Raw genomic sequence first — 17,587 nt, forward strand, 5'->3', positions numbered from 1 at the left:
CTAGCGACGGCTAGGCTCCGCCACCGTCTGGTACAAATACGTAACCTAAGCCCCACACGGTTTGAATGTAACGTGGGTTCGCAGGGTCTTCTTCAAGCATGCGGCGTAAACGAGATACTTGCACATCGATGCTACGCTCAAGAGCACTGTAGTCACGGCCACGTGCTAAGTTCATCAATTTATCCCGCGATAACGGCTCGCGTGGATGGGTAACCAAAGATTTCAGCACAGCAAACTCGCCACTGGTCAATGTCATGGGCGTACCTTCGCTAGACATTTCACGCGTACCCAAATTCAATTTGAACTTGCCAAACTCAACAATCTGCTCAGCGTGAGACGGCGCACCAGGAGCTTCAATCACTTTACGCCGTAAAACCGCTTTCACCCGTGCCAATAACTCACGAGGATTGAACGGTTTGGGCAAATAATCATCTGCGCCCATTTCAAGGCCAATAATACGATCAACTTCATCGCCTTTGGCTGTTAGCATCACGATAGGAATTTCATTTTCTTTTTGACGTAATCGCCGGCAAATAGACAAGCCATCTTCCCCAGGCAACATTAAATCAAGTACCATCAAATGGAAGTTCTCACGCTCTAGCATGCGATCCATTTGTTCTGCATTGGCAGCCGCTCTTACCTGATAACCTTGCTCGACTAAGTAACGTTCAAGCAGGCTGCGTAAACGCATATCATCGTCTACAACTAAAATTTTTGTGGTTTCTTGTCCCATTATCGGATCCCTTTATCACAGTAAAGCCACTATAAGGTAAAGCGCTGAAATTCCAAAGCATCCTCTGGGTTTGCAACATTTTGGTTTGTTACAAAGTTTGTCCCGTGGCACACGTCACATCAGCCATTTAGCTGATGTAGTGTTGCATTTTTAGCACTAACGCAATTCGTTAGTTGATTTGAACTGCTTAACCTAGCAAAACAATCTATGTGAAAAAAACACCACTCACTAACTCGTGTTGGCGCGCGCCCGACTCGCTTTTGCACAGCGCAAACCCTGTCTTCTACAACGCCAGTATTTATCACTAAATAAGAATAGCGCTTGACCCTAACTAGCCGCTTGCATTTAAATGGTATTCATTTTTTCCATCAAGAAACCTACATGTCTGTAAAACACCCAATTATTGCAATCACTGGTTCTTCTGGGGCTGGCACCACTTCAACCACCAATGCGATCCGTCATATCTTTCGTAATTTGTCGGTGAATGCTGCTGTTGTGGCTGGCGATAGCTTTCACCGTTTTACACGCCCAGAGATGGAAGTCGAAATTCGTAAAGCCCAAGAACAAGGCCGACACATTAGCTATTTTGGCCCCAAAGCCAATGATTTCGTAATGCTCGAACAATTGTTCAGTGAATATGCTGAAACGGGTCGCGGCAAACACCGTCACTATTTGCATTCATTTGACGAAGCGGTGCCGTTTAATCAAATGCCCGGTACTTTTACGCCATGGCAGGAACTGCCAACCAATACCGACGTATTATTTTACGAAGGCTTACATGGTGGCGTAGTCACGGAAGAGGCTGACGTTGCGACACACGTAGACTTATTGGTCGGTATGGTACCCATCGTAAATTTAGAATGGATCCAGAAAATAGTGCGCGATACCGCAGAGCGGGGCCATTCACGAGAAGCCGTCATGAGTAGCATAGTGCGCAGCCTAGACGATTACTTTCAATATATTACACCGCAGTTTTCTCGTACCCATGTAAATTTTCAACGTGTACCAACCGTTGATACTTCAAACCCCTTTAGCGCCCGGGAGATCCCCAGCCAAGACGAGAGCTTTGTTGTCGTGCGTTTTCGCCGAGAAATGAAAACCGTTAATTACCCGTATTTACTGCAAATGATCGACGGTGCTTTTATGTCTCGTATCAACACCTTAGTGGTACCAGGTGGTAAAATGGGCTTGGCGATGGAGCTTATTCTCACGCCTTTATTAGAAGAGATCCTCGACAAAAAACGCCGAGCGGGTTTTCAAATGGACTGGGTCTCAGATAAATAATTCCAATCATTAGGGCGTGTTGATTTTTTCTGCTCATTTTTGCAGCGATCTGTGTGCTGTTTAGGCAAGGCGAATGTTTGAAGGTCTAGTGGGCTAAATCAAAAGTATTCAACGCGGTATAAACAGTACACAGGCGCTGCCCGAAGGGGGCGTCATGGAAGTATTTTACTCTTTGTCACAGTCCTTTGACTTAGCCCACTAAGCCCGCAGGACTGTTTTGCGATTAAAACGCTTCCATTTAGACCAAAATTCGTTCAGCAAAGCTCAACACGCCCTAACTAACATGGTATAACGCAATCTTATTCATTTAGTTGCCTTACAGGCAAAACAGAATTAGGTCGTACGTTATGCCCCATCCCTTTGCTCAAGCCGATTTGCCAGCCAGTTTTATTGAATTGCTCAGCAGCCTAATGCGCAGCCCCAGTGTGGTCGGCGCAGAGCATTCATTTTTTCGCGTGTTGCAACGTGAATTAGAAGAACGAGGTGCAAAAGTTACTTGGTATGAAGGCTTGCTTGTGGCTCAGGGCAACGCCCCAGATAGCATGATGTTTTCGGCGCATATTGACCGCCATGGTTTAGTCTGTACAGGCCCAAATGAATTCCAGTACGCTGCTTTTGTGGCGGGTGCTCGCTCTGATTTGCTAGGCAACTCTGTCAGCGAAAGCTTAATGCGTAAAATAGTCGACCGTTTCGATGATGAGTCGGTTTACGCTTACGAGCCTTGGTCCGGCGCATATCGTGGGCGCGGCACCATCAAAGGAGCTTATATCTGTGAGAATCGCAATAACCTTATTTTTGAAGTCGATGGATTAGAACACGTTGTAGCAGGCACACCTGTGGCCTTTACCGATAAGCTAAACATTACAGATCAAGCGTTAGTAGGCCAGCTCGATAATATATTGACCACTGCTGCTCTTGTGCATTTATTCGAAGGTGGGTTCCAAGGAACAGCTTTTTTCACAGCTCAAGAAGAAGCTGGAAAAAGTTGGCGCTATTTACTTGAATGGTTCAGACGCTTCGGTGGCTCAACTAATCAGTTAATTGTTGTAGATACCAGCCCCTACCCGGATTTACCTACTGCAGCACAGCAAAACCTTATATTGCGTCACAAAGACGCCAACGCTGTGTTTAACCCGCGTTTAACTGAACGTTTGATGGCTGAATGTCAAAATCTGGGTCTTAGTTATCAATTTAAAGACACCTATGTAGAAGCGCAAAATGCCAAGCTGATCGCCAATGGCGACGCTCCTTATTCCCTAGGCGCCACCGAGTTAGGTCGAATTATCTCTGCATCTAATGGCTTGGTGGACGGCACAACCCTACAAATTCCATCGTCGGGCTATCACACCATGCAGGAGTCGGCGCCGTTGTCTTCTGTTGCAGGTTTTTTGCGTATGCTAGCGGTGTTGGCTAAAGGATAACTAAGTGGCAGGGCTAAAGGCTAAGATTTCAATTCAAACAAAGAACGCATAATACCGAGCGAATTTGCTGTTAAACTGCCACGCCTAAAGGCGTGGCTAGAACAATGTGCCAAAGATTGGCTTAGATTTTTTCTACTTTTTGATAACCTTCGTTCGTTAGCTCGTTGTTTACACATTCAAGCAAAAACGTATTTAGGTTTTGTCCACCTGTACCATCTTCTTCAGCAATGTCATTACAGTACTGTTTTAATTCTGCAATCAATGCTGCATCGGCAACTTCGCCTTCATCAGCAACCGCACCGAACAATGTCAGTGATAACACCAATCCTAGTAAAAATTTCATAAATTCCTCACCAAAATAAGGATGCCTTACGGCGATAGAAACGCTTATTTCTTGCAGCAGTTTTTGTCTGCAATCGGCGGATTTTTACGCCCAATTTCAAATCTCGTCAAGAAAATTTAACCTTAAGATTGAAAATAATTAACAGCTTAAATAATGACTTTTTAAAATCATAATTTTCAATAACTTAGTTTTACCTCAACTACGCCTCATATAGGCAGGTTCTGTCGCAGTTTAACGACATATTGGCCCTTTAATCACGGCTTTCAAATGGTGTCACTAGCAAGTAACACTTTTTTGCACTTTGCTGAGCAATATAGGCACCTTTTTTGGGCCTATAACGGTATACTTAGCCCAACACTCAAACTCTACGATTTTTCATGCTGACCAAAAAATCCATTACTTATCTCGTATTGGCGACCACAGCCATATTCATTGCGGTGCAAGGTTACCGCGTGTGGTTGCTCAATAGTGTTAAATTCATTAGTTTTGATAGCCGCTTAAAAGAAATTTCCGGTATTGAGTTCGATAAAAGGCAACGTTTGTGGGCAATCAATGATGGTGGCGATGAACCCCGCTTGTATCAACTTGACGATACAGGTGACATCGTCCGCAGCATCAAAATCACCAATGCCAAAAATTCTGACTGGGAAGACATGACCCAGGACTATTTTGGCCACTTTTTTATTGGTGATTTTGGCAACAACGACAATGATCGCGAATGGTTAACCATCTACAAAATTGAAAACCCTATCGATATAAAAGGGGATACCACCACTGCTGAAATCATTAAGTTTACCTACCCCAAATTCAAGGCCGTAAACGGTGAAAAACCGCGTAAAAATGTACATTATGATGTTGAGGCCTTTATCTATTTTAAGCGCAATTTATACCTGTTCACCAAAAATCGTACGAGCCCTTTTGATGGGAAAACACGCATTTACAAAATTGGTGATCACGCAGCAAATTTTGACGCTGAATACATTAATGAATTCTCGACCTGTACCATCATAAAAGAACTGTGCTGGGTGACTTCAGCTGCGCTTAGCCCAGATCGCACCAAGTTGGTATTACTCGATTCAGAACGATTGTGGTTGTTCGAAAATTGGAAAGATGATGACTTCTTTTCCGGTGACGCTTATCAAATTGATTTAGGCATAGTCACTCAAAAGGAAGCAGTTACATTTGCTGCGGACAACAATACCATTATTTTTACTGACGAGGTCTTTAATGGCATTGGTGGCAATGGTTACAGTATCCAATTAGACAAAGCGAAGAAAATTCCCGTTAGAAAACAAATGAAAAAATCAATTAAAGTTAAGCCCAGACCTAAGCCTATAGCACCACCCCCTAAATTGGACACACCCGCGGTTCCTCTGTCGTCACCAAAGCCCGTCCCTAAATCGCCACCCGCTAAATTGGCCCCCACAATAGAGCCAAAACCCGTTCAAACAGCCGAGACTGAACCGGCATAGTAAACCGCTATTGAGTCACATCTAGGGGCATCTATTGCTCTCCTAACCCATCTCAAATTTCTTTTTTTGTGAAATATCTATTGTTTGTCCAGTAGAACAAAATCGTGTTTTTTCCGTGATACTTTCGGGATATTTACCTCGCAATATTGATTGTGCATTAACACAAATTCACTATTGAGGAACGATCATGAAGCGCACAACTATTCTATCTGCGGCAGCAATGCTAGCGTTATCAAGCCAACAAAGCTTGGCCGCCGACATCAGTGTCGAAGTACAAAATTTAACCCACGGTTTATATTTCACCCCCATAGCGGCAGTTATTCATACCCCAGATGTCAGCTTGTTTGAAGTAGGCGAAGCAGCCAGTACAGAATTACAGATGATGGCTGAGGGTGGCAGCATCGACGGAATCACCACAGTAGCGACAGCTGCTAGTGCTGACATGATTGCAAACCCTGCAGGCGGATTACTTGCCCCTACAATGAGCGCCTCAGGGGATGTCATGACCACAGACGGTAACGTCATGTTGTCTGTTGTGGCCATGGTTTTACCCTCAAACGATGGTTTCGTGGGTCTCGATAATTGGGAAATCCCAACCGAAGCAGGCACTTACACTGTATTTCTAAATGCATATGATGCAGGTACAGAAGCCAACGACGAACTGCGGGGTAGCGGCGCACCAGGTATGCCAGGCATGCCTGTTCCACCTCCACTTGAGCCACTGCTAGGCACTGGCGGTAGCGGCGTTGCAGGTGCAGACACCAATGCTACTGTACATATTCACCGCGGTAACATCGGCGATGACTCGTTAACAGACGGTGTTAGTGACGTAGACAACGCGGTTCATCGCTGGTTAAACCCAGTCGCAAAAGTAACAGTAACCGTCAGATAAGGAGACTGTTATGCCAAATATAATCAGACATTATAAGAAAGCCATTTTGCTGGCATTGCCATTAGCGCTTAGCGCCTGTGGCGACGACACCAAAGAAGTGATTGTTGAAGTTGAAGTACCCGCCCCAGTGCCTACGCCCGTTGACGTAAGCTACGATGTAACGGTTATCAACCTAACCAACGGACAACCTGTATCCCCTCCCGCTGTTGTTTTGCATGCTGACGGTAACTTGTGGGCAGTAGGTCAGGTACCTTCTGTTGAGTTAGAGCGAATAGCAGAAGTCGGTGACTCTGAGTCGTTCCTAACCCTAGGGATGACAAGTGCCGGTGGCGAAGGCCCAATCATGCCTGGCGACCAGCAAACTATCAGTGTAACCATCCAAGACATCACTGATGCTAAGTTGACTATTGCGGCAATGCTAGGCAATACCAATGATGCGTTTACCGGCTTAAACGCATGGGATTTATCTCAATTAGAGGTAGGTGACAGCTGGACCAGCAACCGCCCTGCATATGATGCAGGCACTGAGAAAAACTCCGAAAGTGCCGCAACTGTACCAGGCCCTGCTGCAAGCGGTGAAGGCTTTAATCCTACCCGTGATGACACTGGCTTTATCTCCATGCATCCAGGTGTGGTTAGTGCTGACGATGGCTTAAGTACCTCAGCTTTAACCGTTGAGCACAAGTTCGACAACCCTGTCATTCGTGTGCGCATTACGCGAACGGAATAACAAAAAATAATGTGAGGAGATAGGTGTATAAAGTAAAAAGCGCTGATCGAATGAAAGATAAGCGCTTTTTTATCGCTCTATATGTTTTTAAATAGTGGTACTCCCTATGACAGATAGCATCCTCATTGTTGAAGACGACCTTGATATAGCCAACCTAATGCGGGTTAATTTATTAGAACTTGGTGTTGAAATAGACCATCAAGTCGACGGCAAAACTGCGCTACAACAAGCACTAAGTAACGAGTATGACGTTATTTTACTAGACGTCATGCTACCCAACATGAGCGGCTTAGATATTTGTCGTAAAATTCGCGATGAACGCCCGATGCAAATCATCATTATGCTGACCTCGAAGAACTCTGAAACCGATAGGGTACTGGGGTTAGAGTTAGGCGCAGATGATTACATGACAAAGCCTTTTAGCGTGCGTGAGCTACAAGCTAGGGTGCGTTCACAGTTACGCAAAGTGCACGCTTTGCGCCAGTCCCACGTACCGTCACAGCAACCAGATGAAGCACTAAATACTGGCAATTTACGAATAGACCAAAAAACCCATCAGGTGTTTTTAGCAGAGCAAGAACTGGTGCTCACCGCCACCGAGTTTGAACTATTGCATCATCTTGCCAGCCACCCAGGCCAAGTATTCAGCCGAAGCCAATTGCTAGAATCGGTATGGGGTTATCACCACCGCGGCTATGAACATACGGTGAACTCTCATATCAATCGACTGCGGGCCAAGCTCGAAAACGATGCCACCTCCCCTAAAATTGTGCAAACCGTCTGGGGTGTGGGCTACAAATTTAATCCTCAAGGGGTATCTGGCTAATGAAAATCTGCTTCTATCAACGTTTAGCTATTTCACTGGTGGCGGTATTTATGCTGGTCATGATTGCCTGTTTTTACTCCACTAATGAGTTGCAAAAACTAACCCAACAAGAAGCGGAACAAAAACTACACATAGGCCTAGCCGAGCACCTGGTGCGCGACAATCCACTGTTAAAAGAAGGCGTATATGACTACGACGCGTTAGGGAACCTTTTCCATTCTTTGATGATATTGGGGCCTAACTTTGAGTTTTACTACCTAGACCCGCAAGGCAAAATACTCACCTATTCGGCGAAACCAGGTAAGGTAAAGGCCAAAACCGTAGACATCGGGCCGATTAAGCATTTGATTGGCGACAATCGTAGCTTTCCCGTTGAAGGAGATGATCCTAGGCAACTCGGTCGTCATAAAATTTTTTCCGCTGCGCCTGTCTATAATGACGACAAACTGCAAGGTTATTTGTATGTCATTATTGGCGGTGAGCGTTATGACTCCATTCTGGCCAGTTTAAAAAACAGCCAAAGCATGCGTGAAATTGCCATATTCCTAGTAGTCGGTTTAATGCTGTTACTAGTTGCTTTGTTAGTGATGTTTAAGTACTTCACCACGCCACTGAGGCGCTTAAGTGACGACATGGAAAAGGTTCGCGAAGCTGATTTTCACCGCGATCAAGTACCCCGTGATTTAGCCGTTTGGAATAAAAACAGCCACAACGAAGTTGACCGCCTTGGCTGTGCATTTACCGATATGCTGACTCATATCGATAACCAATTTGAGCAGCTGAGCAAAATCGATACCCAGCGCCGCGTGCTTTTAGCCGATTTATCCCATGATTTGCGCACACCGCTGGCCAGTTTGCAGGGCTATATTGAAACACTAGCGTTAAATGGTGAGACCTTATCCAAACAGGACCGGGATCATTTCGTTGACGTGTCCCTTAAGAATGCTAAAAACCTTAAACACCTTATCGACCAAATCTTTGAGCTCGCTTATTTAGAAGGCGGGCAAGTCACCTTGCATCAAGAGCCCTTCCCTCTTGGAGAGCTACTTCATGATGTAGCGGCTAAGTTTGCCTTAGACGCACAAAACAAAAACATACAGATTCGCGTCATCCCTAATCACTTCGAGTATCACGTGTTTGCAGACATAGGTAAATTGGAAAGGGTGCTGACTAACTTAATTGCCAACGCCATTCGCCACACGCCACAAAAGGGCAAAATAGATTTAGCTGTTGCGATACACAACGACAAACTCAGGGTGGATATTCGCGATACTGGGGTTGGTATCAGTGACAAAGAAATCGCTTTTATTTTTGATGCGCGCTATCAAGCAAGTAACACTGAGAAAGACACCTGCAGCCACGCTGGTTTAGGCTTAGCCATTTGTCAAAAACTAATGGCGCTACTCAATTCAGACTTAACGGTTGAGAGCAAACTAGGCAAAGGCACCTGCTTTAGCTTTGAGTTAACACTGGTAAACAGCAATGCATTAGCTCATTAGGGTGAGGGATCAATTTGCTATATCATATGCCGCTTGTTTCGTTTTAGAGCGTTTTTTATGTTGCATACCCTCTTTATTGCCTTCGCAATAGTCCTTATCCTTTAAGGCATCGGCCCTATGTTGTTTCCTAATAAATGGCGGAATTACCTGCAGCAAATGGTAGAACAGCCTGTAAATCAATTACGTAGCGTCGATGGCGTGCTTGTGACCATAGGTGTCGTCAGCCTGTTTTTCCTGATATAAAAATTAAGCGCATTTTTGTATTCAGATGCCGCTTGAAATTTGATAGGATCCCCGCCTAATTTTCTGACACTTCTCTAATCCATGGCTAAAAATGTAGTGGTACTCGGAACCCAATGGGGTGACGAGGGTAAAGGTAAGGTTGTAGATCTTTTAACTGATAAAGCAACCTATGTTGTTCGTTATCAAGGTGGACACAACGCAGGACATACACTGGTCATTGACGGCGAAAAAACCGTTTTGCACCTCATTCCTTCTGGTATTTTACGTGAAAACGTAACCTGTGTTATCGGCAACGGTGTTGTCCTTAGCCCTGAAGCATTGCTGAAAGAAAGCGCGATGCTTGAAGAGCGCGGCGTACCTGTAAAGGAGCGCTTGCGTATCAGTGAGGCTTGCCCACTTATTCTTCCCTTTCACGTCGAGCTTGATTTAGCCCGTGAAAAAGCCCGTGGCGACAAGCCAATCGGCACCACTGGTCGCGGTATTGGGCCAGCATACGAAGACAAAGTCTCTCGTCGTGGCTTACGAGTGGGTGACTTGTTTAATCCAACCGATTTCGCTGTAAAGCTAAAAGAAGTGCTTGAGTATCATAACTTTATGCTGACCAACTATTATAAAGTTGAGCCAGTAAGCTATGAGAAAACACTGGCTGATGCATTAGCTGTGGCTGATATATTAAAAGCCATGGTGGTTGATGTAACTGACGTATTAGATCGCGCCCGTAAACGCGGTGACGAAATTATGTTTGAAGGCGCTCAAGGCACCTTGCTTGATATTGACCACGGTACTTACCCTTATGTAACCTCAAGCAATACCACTGTTGGTGGCGTAGCAACTGGCGCTGGCTTTGGCCCGCTTCATTTAGATTACGTACTGGGCATTGTTAAAGCTTACACAACGCGTGTTGGTTCTGGCCCATTCCCAACGGAATTAGATTGTGATGTAGGCCAGCATTTAGGCATTAAAGGCCATGAATTCGGCGCAACCACTGGGCGTAAACGCCGCACGGGTTGGTTCGATGCCGTTGCCATGAAACGTGCTGTGCAAATTAACTCTATTACTGGCTTTTGCTTAACCAAATTAGACGTACTTGATGGCTTAGAAACTCTGAGTATTTGTACTGGCTACAAGCATGCAGATGGCACAGTAAAAGATGTTCCGCCTATGGCTGCTGATGATTATGAACTCATCACACCTGTGTATGAAGAAATGCCGGGCTGGAGTGAAAACTCTTTCGGTGTGACCGAGTATGATAATTTGCCTCAAGCCGCCAAAAACTATATCAAACGCCTAGAAGAGTTAACGGGCGTACCAATCGATATTATCTCAACGGGCCCTGACCGCAACGAAACCATCGTTCTGCGTCACCCATTTGAGGTGTAATAGCCAATTGTTGTATTCTGAAAGCCGCTTTTAAGCGGCTTTTTTTATGCCTGCGCTTTTGCCATAGTTTCGCCAGCGCGTATTCGATAGTACATTGCTCACGTAGACCCAAAAGGAAACACCATGTCAGTTATGCCTTTTCATTTAGCCATTCCCGTTACCAGCTTGGTGGCAAGCAAAGCCTTTTACGGCGAATTGCTCGGCTGCGAGCAAGGCCGCTCTTCAGAAAACTGGATAGATTGGAACTTCTTTGGTCATCAATTAGTGACGCATTTGGTTGCGGCAATGCCAAGCCAACCTGCACCAAACAAGGTCGATGATAAAGCCGTACCTGTGCCGCATTTCGGGGTTGTGCTTAAGATGAAAGATTGGCAAAACTTAGCTCATCGCCTGCAAGCCGCTGAGGTGAGTTTTGTGATTGAACCCTATGTGCGTTTTAAAGGGCAGCCTGGGGAGCAGGCTACACTTTTTTTACTCGACCCGTGTGGCAATGCTCTTGAATTTAAAGCATTTAACGATATTGGTCAGCTGTTCGCCGGTTGATCAGAAACCTTAGCAGTTTGGATCTGTCGGATAGTTTTAGCTTCCTGGGAGGTTTCTGAGGTTAACTCGGCCATGGTTTCTGCATAGTTACTGTGATAACGCCCAGGTTTATGATTCACCGCGAGTATTACGTTGGTCGTCACCATCCCTGCCAATGAAATGGCCAATAAAATTGGGTTCATAATGAACAGTGCCCCAACTACGATTAAAGTGTCTACCACTAGCTGAAATGTACCTGCGCGAATACCTCGGCTGCCTTGTAAATAAAATGCCAGAATACCCAAGCCACCCAAACTGGATTTGTGTCTGAATAAAATTAGCATGCCCATACCAATTAGCATTCCTCCCACAACGGCACCAAAAACCGGCTGAATGTCACTCAGGGATATGAACAAATGCATGTTTTCCACCAGCAAAGACACCAGCGTAATGGTCACAAAGGTATTCAGGGTAAAACGCCAGCCTAACTGTTTCAGCGCAATGTAATAAAACGGCAAGTTCACAATAAAGAACAGTAAACCAAATTTAACCGGTACAAACTGGCTCAGCAATAGCGCAATACCTGCCGTACCACCAATCAATAAACCTAATGCTTTGAAGATGGCTAAACCTAAGCTAACGAAGACCGTACCGCTTAATATGGCCAGTACATCTTCGTAAAATCGATGTGTTGAGGAATGCATACCTGAATTTCTCCTAGATTTTTCCAGTGTCTAAACGGGTTTCAAACTCGTTACTGGATATATTTTGAGCAAGTCTATGCTTTCGAGGGGCGGCATTGTACAGTAAAAAGACTCCCTCACAAGCCTTATTGCCACTCAGGTTAACGCCATGTAAATTATTGATATTACTTGTAAAAACAAGTTGGCATTTAGACGATTTAGCCAACTATTTTTGTATGAATAATCTGCGCATTTATAATTGCAAAACCAACGATTGATTAAATATATTTGTTTCAATTTTGCACTATGCGTACCTGCTGCTTGGCGATATGCTAGTGACCCACTTTTTTAAGCTGTCTAATGACTCAGGAGACCCAGTGTCGATTTGTGTGCCACAAGGAATTATTTCGCTAGATAACATTTTGCCCGATGAACCCTTACTGATGATGGGGGCAGGACCGGTACCTATTCCGGCCAAAGTAGCAGCGGCGAATGGCATAGTGATCAACCATCTCGGCGACACCATGGCGCAAATTATCGAACAAGTTAAAGTCATGTCGCGCTATGTTTTTCAAACTGAAAACGGCTTGATTTTAGGCGTCGCCGGCCCAGGTTCAGCCGCTATGGAAATGGCAGTTGCTAATTTAGTTCGCCCTGGCGATAAGGTGCTGAGCATCTGTAATGGGTTCTTTAGTAGTCGCTTGGCTGAAATGGCTGGGCGTTTACAAGCTGATGTGACCAAGGTTGTGATCGATGAGCGGCAGGCGGCAAGCGCCGAAGCCATCGAACAGCATATCATTCGTAGTCAACCCAACGTATTGACCATAGTGCAAGGCGAAACCTCAAATACCGTGCATAACGCCGAGCTAGAGCAGATTTGCCGCGTGGCCAAAAAGCATAACTGCATGGTCATTGTCGATGCAGTTTGTACGTTAAGTACCATGGCATTAGACATGGACGATTGGGGTATTGATGCTGTGATCACTGGCGGCCAAAAAGGCTTGTCGTGTATCCCTGGCATATCCTTAGTGGGTTTTTCAGAACAAGCCTGGGCCTTTATTGAATCTCGCACCGATCAACTTCGTCATTGGTGCCTCGATGCTAAATTAGGCCATCAATTTTGGTACAAAAAGTCTTATCACTACACCGCGCCCGTGTCTGGTATTTTAGCTATTCATGAAGCTCTGCGGTTGGTGTGTACAGAAACGTTACCGGTGCGATTTGACCGCCATGAACGATGCTCAAAAGCGCTGCAAGCTGCAATCGAAGGCATGGGGCTAGAATTGTATGTGGAGCCACATGCGCGTCTTGCGTCGGTGGTAGGCATTAGCCTACCTCAAAATATTATCGGCAAAGACGTTCTGAGTACCATGTCAAACCGTTATCGAGTTGAAATATCCGGCTCATTTGGACCGAATATTGTGCGCATAGGTCAAATGGGTGAACAGTGCCGCACTCATAACTTGTTTCGCACCATTCATGCACTAGGCTCTGCCTTTATCGATTTAGGTCACAAGTTAGATTTACCCACCGGTATGGCTGCTCTTGAAAGCACTTTAGACGATATGCGCTAACCACCCTTAATCACCGTGCATGGCGATGCAATATCGCTTTGCACATGTGTTATTTCATGTAAGTTTTGTTGTCCATGTTATGCGCTCTAATCTATGCTTAAATACCAATAGGGATAGTCAATTCTCACTGTCATTTTGCTGTATTTCCCTTGTGTTAAAACGGACTTATTAACAACGCTATTAGGCGAAAATAAAGGAGAAGAGCATGTCTAAGCTGATACTTTCACTGGATGGCGGCGGTATTCGCGGCGCAGCCACAACGCAATTTTTAACCCATGTCGAGAAAGCCCTTCAAGTAAAACATCAAAAATCCTTACGAGATTGCGTGGATTTTTATGCGGGTACCAGCACGGGCAGCCTTATTGCTTTAGCACTTGCCACCACCGACATGGGCATACAAGATATTAATAAGCTGTATAGCTACGCGAATGCGAAAAAAATCTTTATCGAAAACCGCGGTGCATTTGAACTAGACGGTATCAACGCGCCTAAATATGAAGCCAAGGGTAAAACTGACATTCTTAAAAAGTCCCTCGGTCAGGCGAAAATAAAAGATGTGCCCGAAGGGAAGCATATACTTGCTATAACCTATGGTGTCGAGAAACATCGCCCTCACGTGATTAAGTCAACCCGTAGCGAATTTCAAAACTTACTTTCGTATCAAGTAGCTGACGCCTCAAGCGCAGGGCCAACCTACTTTCCCACCCAAGTCATGAACCTCCCTCCAGATAACGAACAAACATGGTTAATTGATGGTGGCGTAGTAGCGAACAACCCAACCATGTGTGCTATCGCCGAAGCCTGCCGATTATGGCCAGATGCCAATAGACGCGTGTTATCGATTGGCACGGGTACCCAAACACGAAAAATAAATGGACCTGATTCACGTAGTTGGGGAGCACTACAATGGATGCTAAAAGGCTGTATTATTGACGTGTTATCGGATGAAAAAGTCGTTGCTTATCAGGCAATAACCATTACACCACCTGGAAATTATATCCGCGTTAACGCTGAAATGCGCACTCAACCAGGCTTAGACAAAGCCCCCGATGATGCCATGGATGACATTAGCCAAACCAATATTAAGCGCTTAAAAGGCATGGGGGATTTTTGGTATAGCCAGTATGGTGACGCCGTGGTCGAACTGCTTAACGATAGTTACAACGGGCCCTCCCTTGACAGGATTGATGCAACTACAGGTCAGCCCATTCAATACAAGCCAGGGTAACGATTATTTGGCTTGCGCCGCTAACAACCCGCGCATACGTTGCAATTCTTGTTTGCGCTGCTCATCAACTTCAGGGTAATGCATATCCAGTGATTCGAAGGTTTCTACTATGGTTTTGGCAATGATCAGGCGTGCGTTACGCTTGTCATCCGCCGGGATAACGTACCAAGGGGCTTCATTGCTGGTAGTAGAGCCAATACAATCTTCGTAGGCGTGCATATACTGCGGCCAAAACTCCCGCTCTTGTATATCGGCATCGCTGAATTTCCAATTCTTATCTGGGTTGTCAATACGAGCTAAAAAGCGCTTACGCTGCTCTTCTTTAGATAAGTGTAAAAAGAATTTAATCAATCGAGTGCCATTGCGATTCAGGTGTTGCTCTAAATCATTAATCGAGCGGAAACGTTCACGCCATATGTGCTCTTTGTGCATTGCTTCATCAGGGATGTGTTGGCTGTGCAAAATTTCGGGATGCACACGGGCAATTAGCACTTCTTCATAGTATGAGCGGTTAAAAATCCCGATACGTCCCCGCTCCGGTAATGCTAGATTCGAACGCCACAAAAAATCGTGCTCTAGCTCATTTTGACTAGGGTGTTTGAAGCTATGTACTTGACAACCCTGGGGGTTAATTCCCGACATAACGTGCCGAATTGAGCTGTCTTTACCTGCTGCGTCCATGGCCTGAAAAATGATCAACACCGAATGTTCATTAGCTGCGTATAGCATGCGCTGCAAATCACTCATTTTACCAATTTGTTTTTTGAGCTTCTGTTTATAATGCGCTTTTGACGTATACAAAGGGGCAACAGCGGTGGGACGCTGGCTCAAATCACATGACTCGCCCTGTGGTGCTTTAAAATCTGCTGGGTTAACTTTCATTTTGGCCCCTATTTATTAGCATTAATCAACCTCATTGTAGCCCTTACCTTCTGCCTCATAAGGAGCTGTGTCAATTAGGTAGACGAAAGTAAACTCAGTAACGTTCACCTAACGATTAAATGCGCGGCGAGGCTTTAACCTAGTGTATGTAATGCTCAAGCATAAATGCGGTCAGTTCGTCTTCATTGACCAAGCACAACGGCTTATCTGTAAAGCGTTTTAATGCCTCAGTGTCAGGAAATGAATAGTATTGCCCCCCTTGCTGCTCGGTGGTTGTTAACTGTGCGCCGTTATCAAGGGTAACAACGGCGTCAATTAGCAGGTTTACCCCGCTGGGATATAACTGCAATACGTGCCACAAGTAGGACTTTTCCGGCTGTACCTCAAGGTGAGAATGCCCAGCAATACGCCCAGTATCGATACTGGCATTATCGATATAATGCAGCGTTGTGCCGATTTTCTTCTCGCCATTTAACATCGCCCAAAACGTGGCCATGACCCCACGATAATCAGGTAACAAACCTGAATGTAAATTCAATACGCCAAAGCTCGGTAATGCCAGTACATCTTCTTTTAATATACTGCCATATCGAATAGACAGAATGAGTTCCGGTTCTAGTTTAGCTATTTTGGCTAAGCTGAGTGGACTGTTGATATCGTTAAGCTCTGTCACAGGTTGCTGCAAAATGCGGCTCATTTGGGAAAACGTTTTAAAACCTTGATAGTTAGGTAATTTTTCAAATAAGGGGGATAGTATTTGGTTAAGCAATTTTTGCTCAAAGAAAGCGAGGCTATTGAGCTCAGCAGGTTTACTGCCACTACCGCCTACCTTGGCAGATAGAAACACACTCACATGGTGTTGCGATAAGTGAGGTAGCAGCAAATTTAGCGCATAGTTACTAGCAAGATCGCAGTTGGCTAAGATAACGATATTCATTCATCTCACTTCTTTATTACTGCAATGACAATGAGTAAACCATTTATTCAATAAAAAGAAAATTGGCTTTAGCAGCAAATATGAAAAGAGATAAAAATCAAAAAGAAGGTGTCTAGAATACATTACCAACAACACGGAGCTGAGCGTAAAACTCAGAACCGCGCTGCTGTGATGACTAACGCGAACTTACTTTGAACCTTACAAAGATAAGTCGCTGGTGATAATCGCATCTGAGTAGCTTTGGTAAGCTGTTTCAAGCTGCTTCGCCACAGGATCTGGGAACGAGTGGAAGTCACCGCTTTCGAGTGCAGTAACAATCGCTTCTGCTACCACAGTTGCATCAGGTGCACCTTCAAAACCTGCTGAATCACCCATTTCAGTGCCAATTGGGCCTGGGTGCACACTTAATACACGAATACCTTTATCAGCCCACTTATCTTTTAAGCCTTGAGTAATCGAGTACGCTGCCGCTTTGGATGCGCAGTACGTAGCAATATCGCCGAAGGCTTTAATCGATGCAATAGAATTCAACTGTACCAACACGCCTTTATTGCGCTCTAGCGTTTCAGCGAATGCATTGGCAACACGCATCAAACCAAACACGTTCACATTGATTTGCTCCATCAATGACTCTTCTGCGTTTTCAGCTAAAGGTGAAGTCACGTGCATAATACCCGCGTTATTCACCAAAATATCCACGTCGCTGGCTTGAGTAGCCAAGCGCTGAATTGACGCTGTATCGACTACATCGGCAGTCAATGTGACAACTTTATCACCGTATTGTGTTTCTATTTCTTTGGTTGATTCTGGGTTGCGTACCGCTAAATAAACCTTAGTCGCGCCATTTTCGATAAGTGAATCGACGATTGCTTTACCAATACCGCGATTTGCGCCTGTAACGAGTGCTACTTTGCCTTGAACTGAATTAGTCATTGTTT

The 17,587-nt window shown here is 45.0% G+C and carries 18 protein-coding genes; 12 read left to right on the forward strand and 6 right to left on the reverse strand.

The genetic code is table 11. The features are described from left to right. Positions 1 to 10: 10 nt before the first annotated feature. Positions 11 to 733: an osmolarity response regulator transcription factor OmpR gene (gene ompR, locus GMES_RS08865; protein WP_006992308.1), complete on the reverse strand. Its 723-nt coding sequence runs from the start codon at positions 731 to 733 to the stop codon at positions 11 to 13. 381 nt (positions 734 to 1,114) lie between these two features. Between ompR and GMES_RS08870 the strand changes: the two genes are divergently transcribed. Together GMES_RS08870 and GMES_RS08875 are read left to right on the forward strand one after the other, a co-directional pair. After that, positions 1,115 to 2,017, forward strand: coding sequence for a phosphoribulokinase (locus GMES_RS08870; RefSeq protein ID WP_049797709.1), 903 nt, complete (start codon positions 1,115 to 1,117; stop codon positions 2,015 to 2,017). Between the two features lie 347 nt (positions 2,018 to 2,364). Next, positions 2,365 to 3,438: a hypothetical protein gene (locus tag GMES_RS08875; protein ID WP_006992310.1), complete on the forward strand. Its 1,074-nt coding sequence runs from the start codon at positions 2,365 to 2,367 to the stop codon at positions 3,436 to 3,438. A gap of 121 nt (positions 3,439 to 3,559) precedes the next feature. Here the strand turns inward: GMES_RS08875 and GMES_RS08880 are convergent, their stop codons facing one another. Continuing rightward, the gene (locus GMES_RS08880) at positions 3,560 to 3,781 is read right to left on the reverse strand and encodes a hypothetical protein (RefSeq protein ID WP_006992311.1); all 222 of its coding nucleotides are present in this window, start codon (positions 3,779 to 3,781) and stop codon (positions 3,560 to 3,562) included. Between the two features lie 377 nt (positions 3,782 to 4,158). On the opposite strand from GMES_RS08880, the gene GMES_RS08885 reads away from it, so the two are divergent. From GMES_RS08885 to GMES_RS08920, 8 genes are all read left to right on the forward strand, one after another. After that, positions 4,159 to 5,253: a YjiK family protein gene (locus GMES_RS08885; protein WP_006992313.1), complete on the forward strand. Its 1,095-nt coding sequence runs from the start codon at positions 4,159 to 4,161 to the stop codon at positions 5,251 to 5,253. Positions 5,254 to 5,440: 187 nt separating this feature from the next. Beyond that, entirely contained in the window at positions 5,441 to 6,145 is a 705-nt protein-coding gene (locus GMES_RS08890; protein WP_006992314.1) for a spondin domain-containing protein, read from the forward strand. A 10-nt stretch (positions 6,146 to 6,155) separates the two neighbouring features. After that, a complete protein-coding gene (locus GMES_RS08895; RefSeq protein WP_006992315.1) occupies positions 6,156 to 6,875 on the forward strand; it encodes a spondin domain-containing protein in 720 nt (239 codons plus the stop codon). Positions 6,876 to 6,981: 106 nt separating this feature from the next. Next, positions 6,982 to 7,701 (forward strand): winged helix-turn-helix domain-containing protein, encoded by a 720-nt coding sequence (locus tag GMES_RS08900; protein ID WP_006992316.1) that lies wholly within the window; start codon positions 6,982 to 6,984, stop codon positions 7,699 to 7,701. Then, entirely contained in the window at positions 7,701 to 9,200 is a 1,500-nt protein-coding gene (locus GMES_RS08905; RefSeq protein WP_006992317.1) for a sensor histidine kinase, read from the forward strand. Before GMES_RS08900 ends, GMES_RS08905 begins: the two co-directional genes overlap by 1 nt. 117 nt (positions 9,201 to 9,317) lie before the next feature. Further along, positions 9,318 to 9,443 carry a DUF2065 domain-containing protein gene (locus GMES_RS08910; RefSeq protein WP_006992318.1) on the forward strand — a complete coding sequence of 42 codons (126 nt, stop codon included), beginning with the start codon at positions 9,318 to 9,320 and terminating at the stop codon, positions 9,441 to 9,443. 81 nt (positions 9,444 to 9,524) lie between these two features. Continuing rightward, positions 9,525 to 10,823 carry an adenylosuccinate synthase gene (locus tag GMES_RS08915; RefSeq protein WP_006992319.1) on the forward strand — a complete coding sequence of 433 codons (1,299 nt, stop codon included), beginning with the start codon at positions 9,525 to 9,527 and terminating at the stop codon, positions 10,821 to 10,823. Positions 10,824 to 10,946: 123 nt separating this feature from the next. Further along, positions 10,947 to 11,366: a VOC family protein gene (locus tag GMES_RS08920; RefSeq protein ID WP_006992320.1), complete on the forward strand. Its 420-nt coding sequence runs from the start codon at positions 10,947 to 10,949 to the stop codon at positions 11,364 to 11,366. Here GMES_RS08920 and GMES_RS08925 read toward each other — a convergent pair. Continuing rightward, positions 11,348 to 12,049, reverse strand: a complete 702-nt coding sequence (locus GMES_RS08925; RefSeq protein WP_006992321.1) for a YitT family protein — start codon at positions 12,047 to 12,049, stop codon at positions 11,348 to 11,350. The genes GMES_RS08920 and GMES_RS08925 overlap by 19 nt on opposite strands. Before the next feature lie 356 nt (positions 12,050 to 12,405). Between GMES_RS08925 and GMES_RS08930 the strand changes: the two genes are divergently transcribed. Together GMES_RS08930 and GMES_RS08935 are read left to right on the forward strand one after the other, a co-directional pair. After that, positions 12,406 to 13,602 carry a pyridoxal-phosphate-dependent aminotransferase family protein gene (locus GMES_RS08930; RefSeq protein WP_039987036.1) on the forward strand — a complete coding sequence of 399 codons (1,197 nt, stop codon included), beginning with the start codon at positions 12,406 to 12,408 and terminating at the stop codon, positions 13,600 to 13,602. 205 nt (positions 13,603 to 13,807) lie between these two features. Continuing rightward, entirely contained in the window at positions 13,808 to 14,830 is a 1,023-nt protein-coding gene (locus GMES_RS08935) for a patatin-like phospholipase family protein (RefSeq protein ID WP_006992324.1), read from the forward strand. 3 nt (positions 14,831 to 14,833) lie between these two features. Here GMES_RS08935 and GMES_RS08940 read toward each other — a convergent pair whose 3' ends face one another. The 3 genes from GMES_RS08940 to GMES_RS08950 form a co-directional block, all read right to left on the reverse strand. Next, positions 14,834 to 15,712, reverse strand: coding sequence for an ADP-polyphosphate phosphotransferase (locus GMES_RS08940; RefSeq protein ID WP_006992325.1), 879 nt, complete (start codon positions 15,710 to 15,712; stop codon positions 14,834 to 14,836). A gap of 139 nt (positions 15,713 to 15,851) precedes the next feature. After that, positions 15,852 to 16,649: a formyl transferase gene (locus tag GMES_RS08945; protein ID WP_006992326.1), complete on the reverse strand. Its 798-nt coding sequence runs from the start codon at positions 16,647 to 16,649 to the stop codon at positions 15,852 to 15,854. Positions 16,650 to 16,847: 198 nt separating this feature from the next. Beyond that, positions 16,848 to 17,582: an SDR family oxidoreductase gene (locus GMES_RS08950; protein WP_006992327.1), complete on the reverse strand. Its 735-nt coding sequence runs from the start codon at positions 17,580 to 17,582 to the stop codon at positions 16,848 to 16,850. Positions 17,583 to 17,587 lie beyond the last annotated feature (5 nt).

This window comes from Paraglaciecola mesophila KMM 241, assembly GCF_000315015.1.
Lineage (GTDB): Bacteria > Pseudomonadota > Gammaproteobacteria > Enterobacterales > Alteromonadaceae > Paraglaciecola > Paraglaciecola mesophila.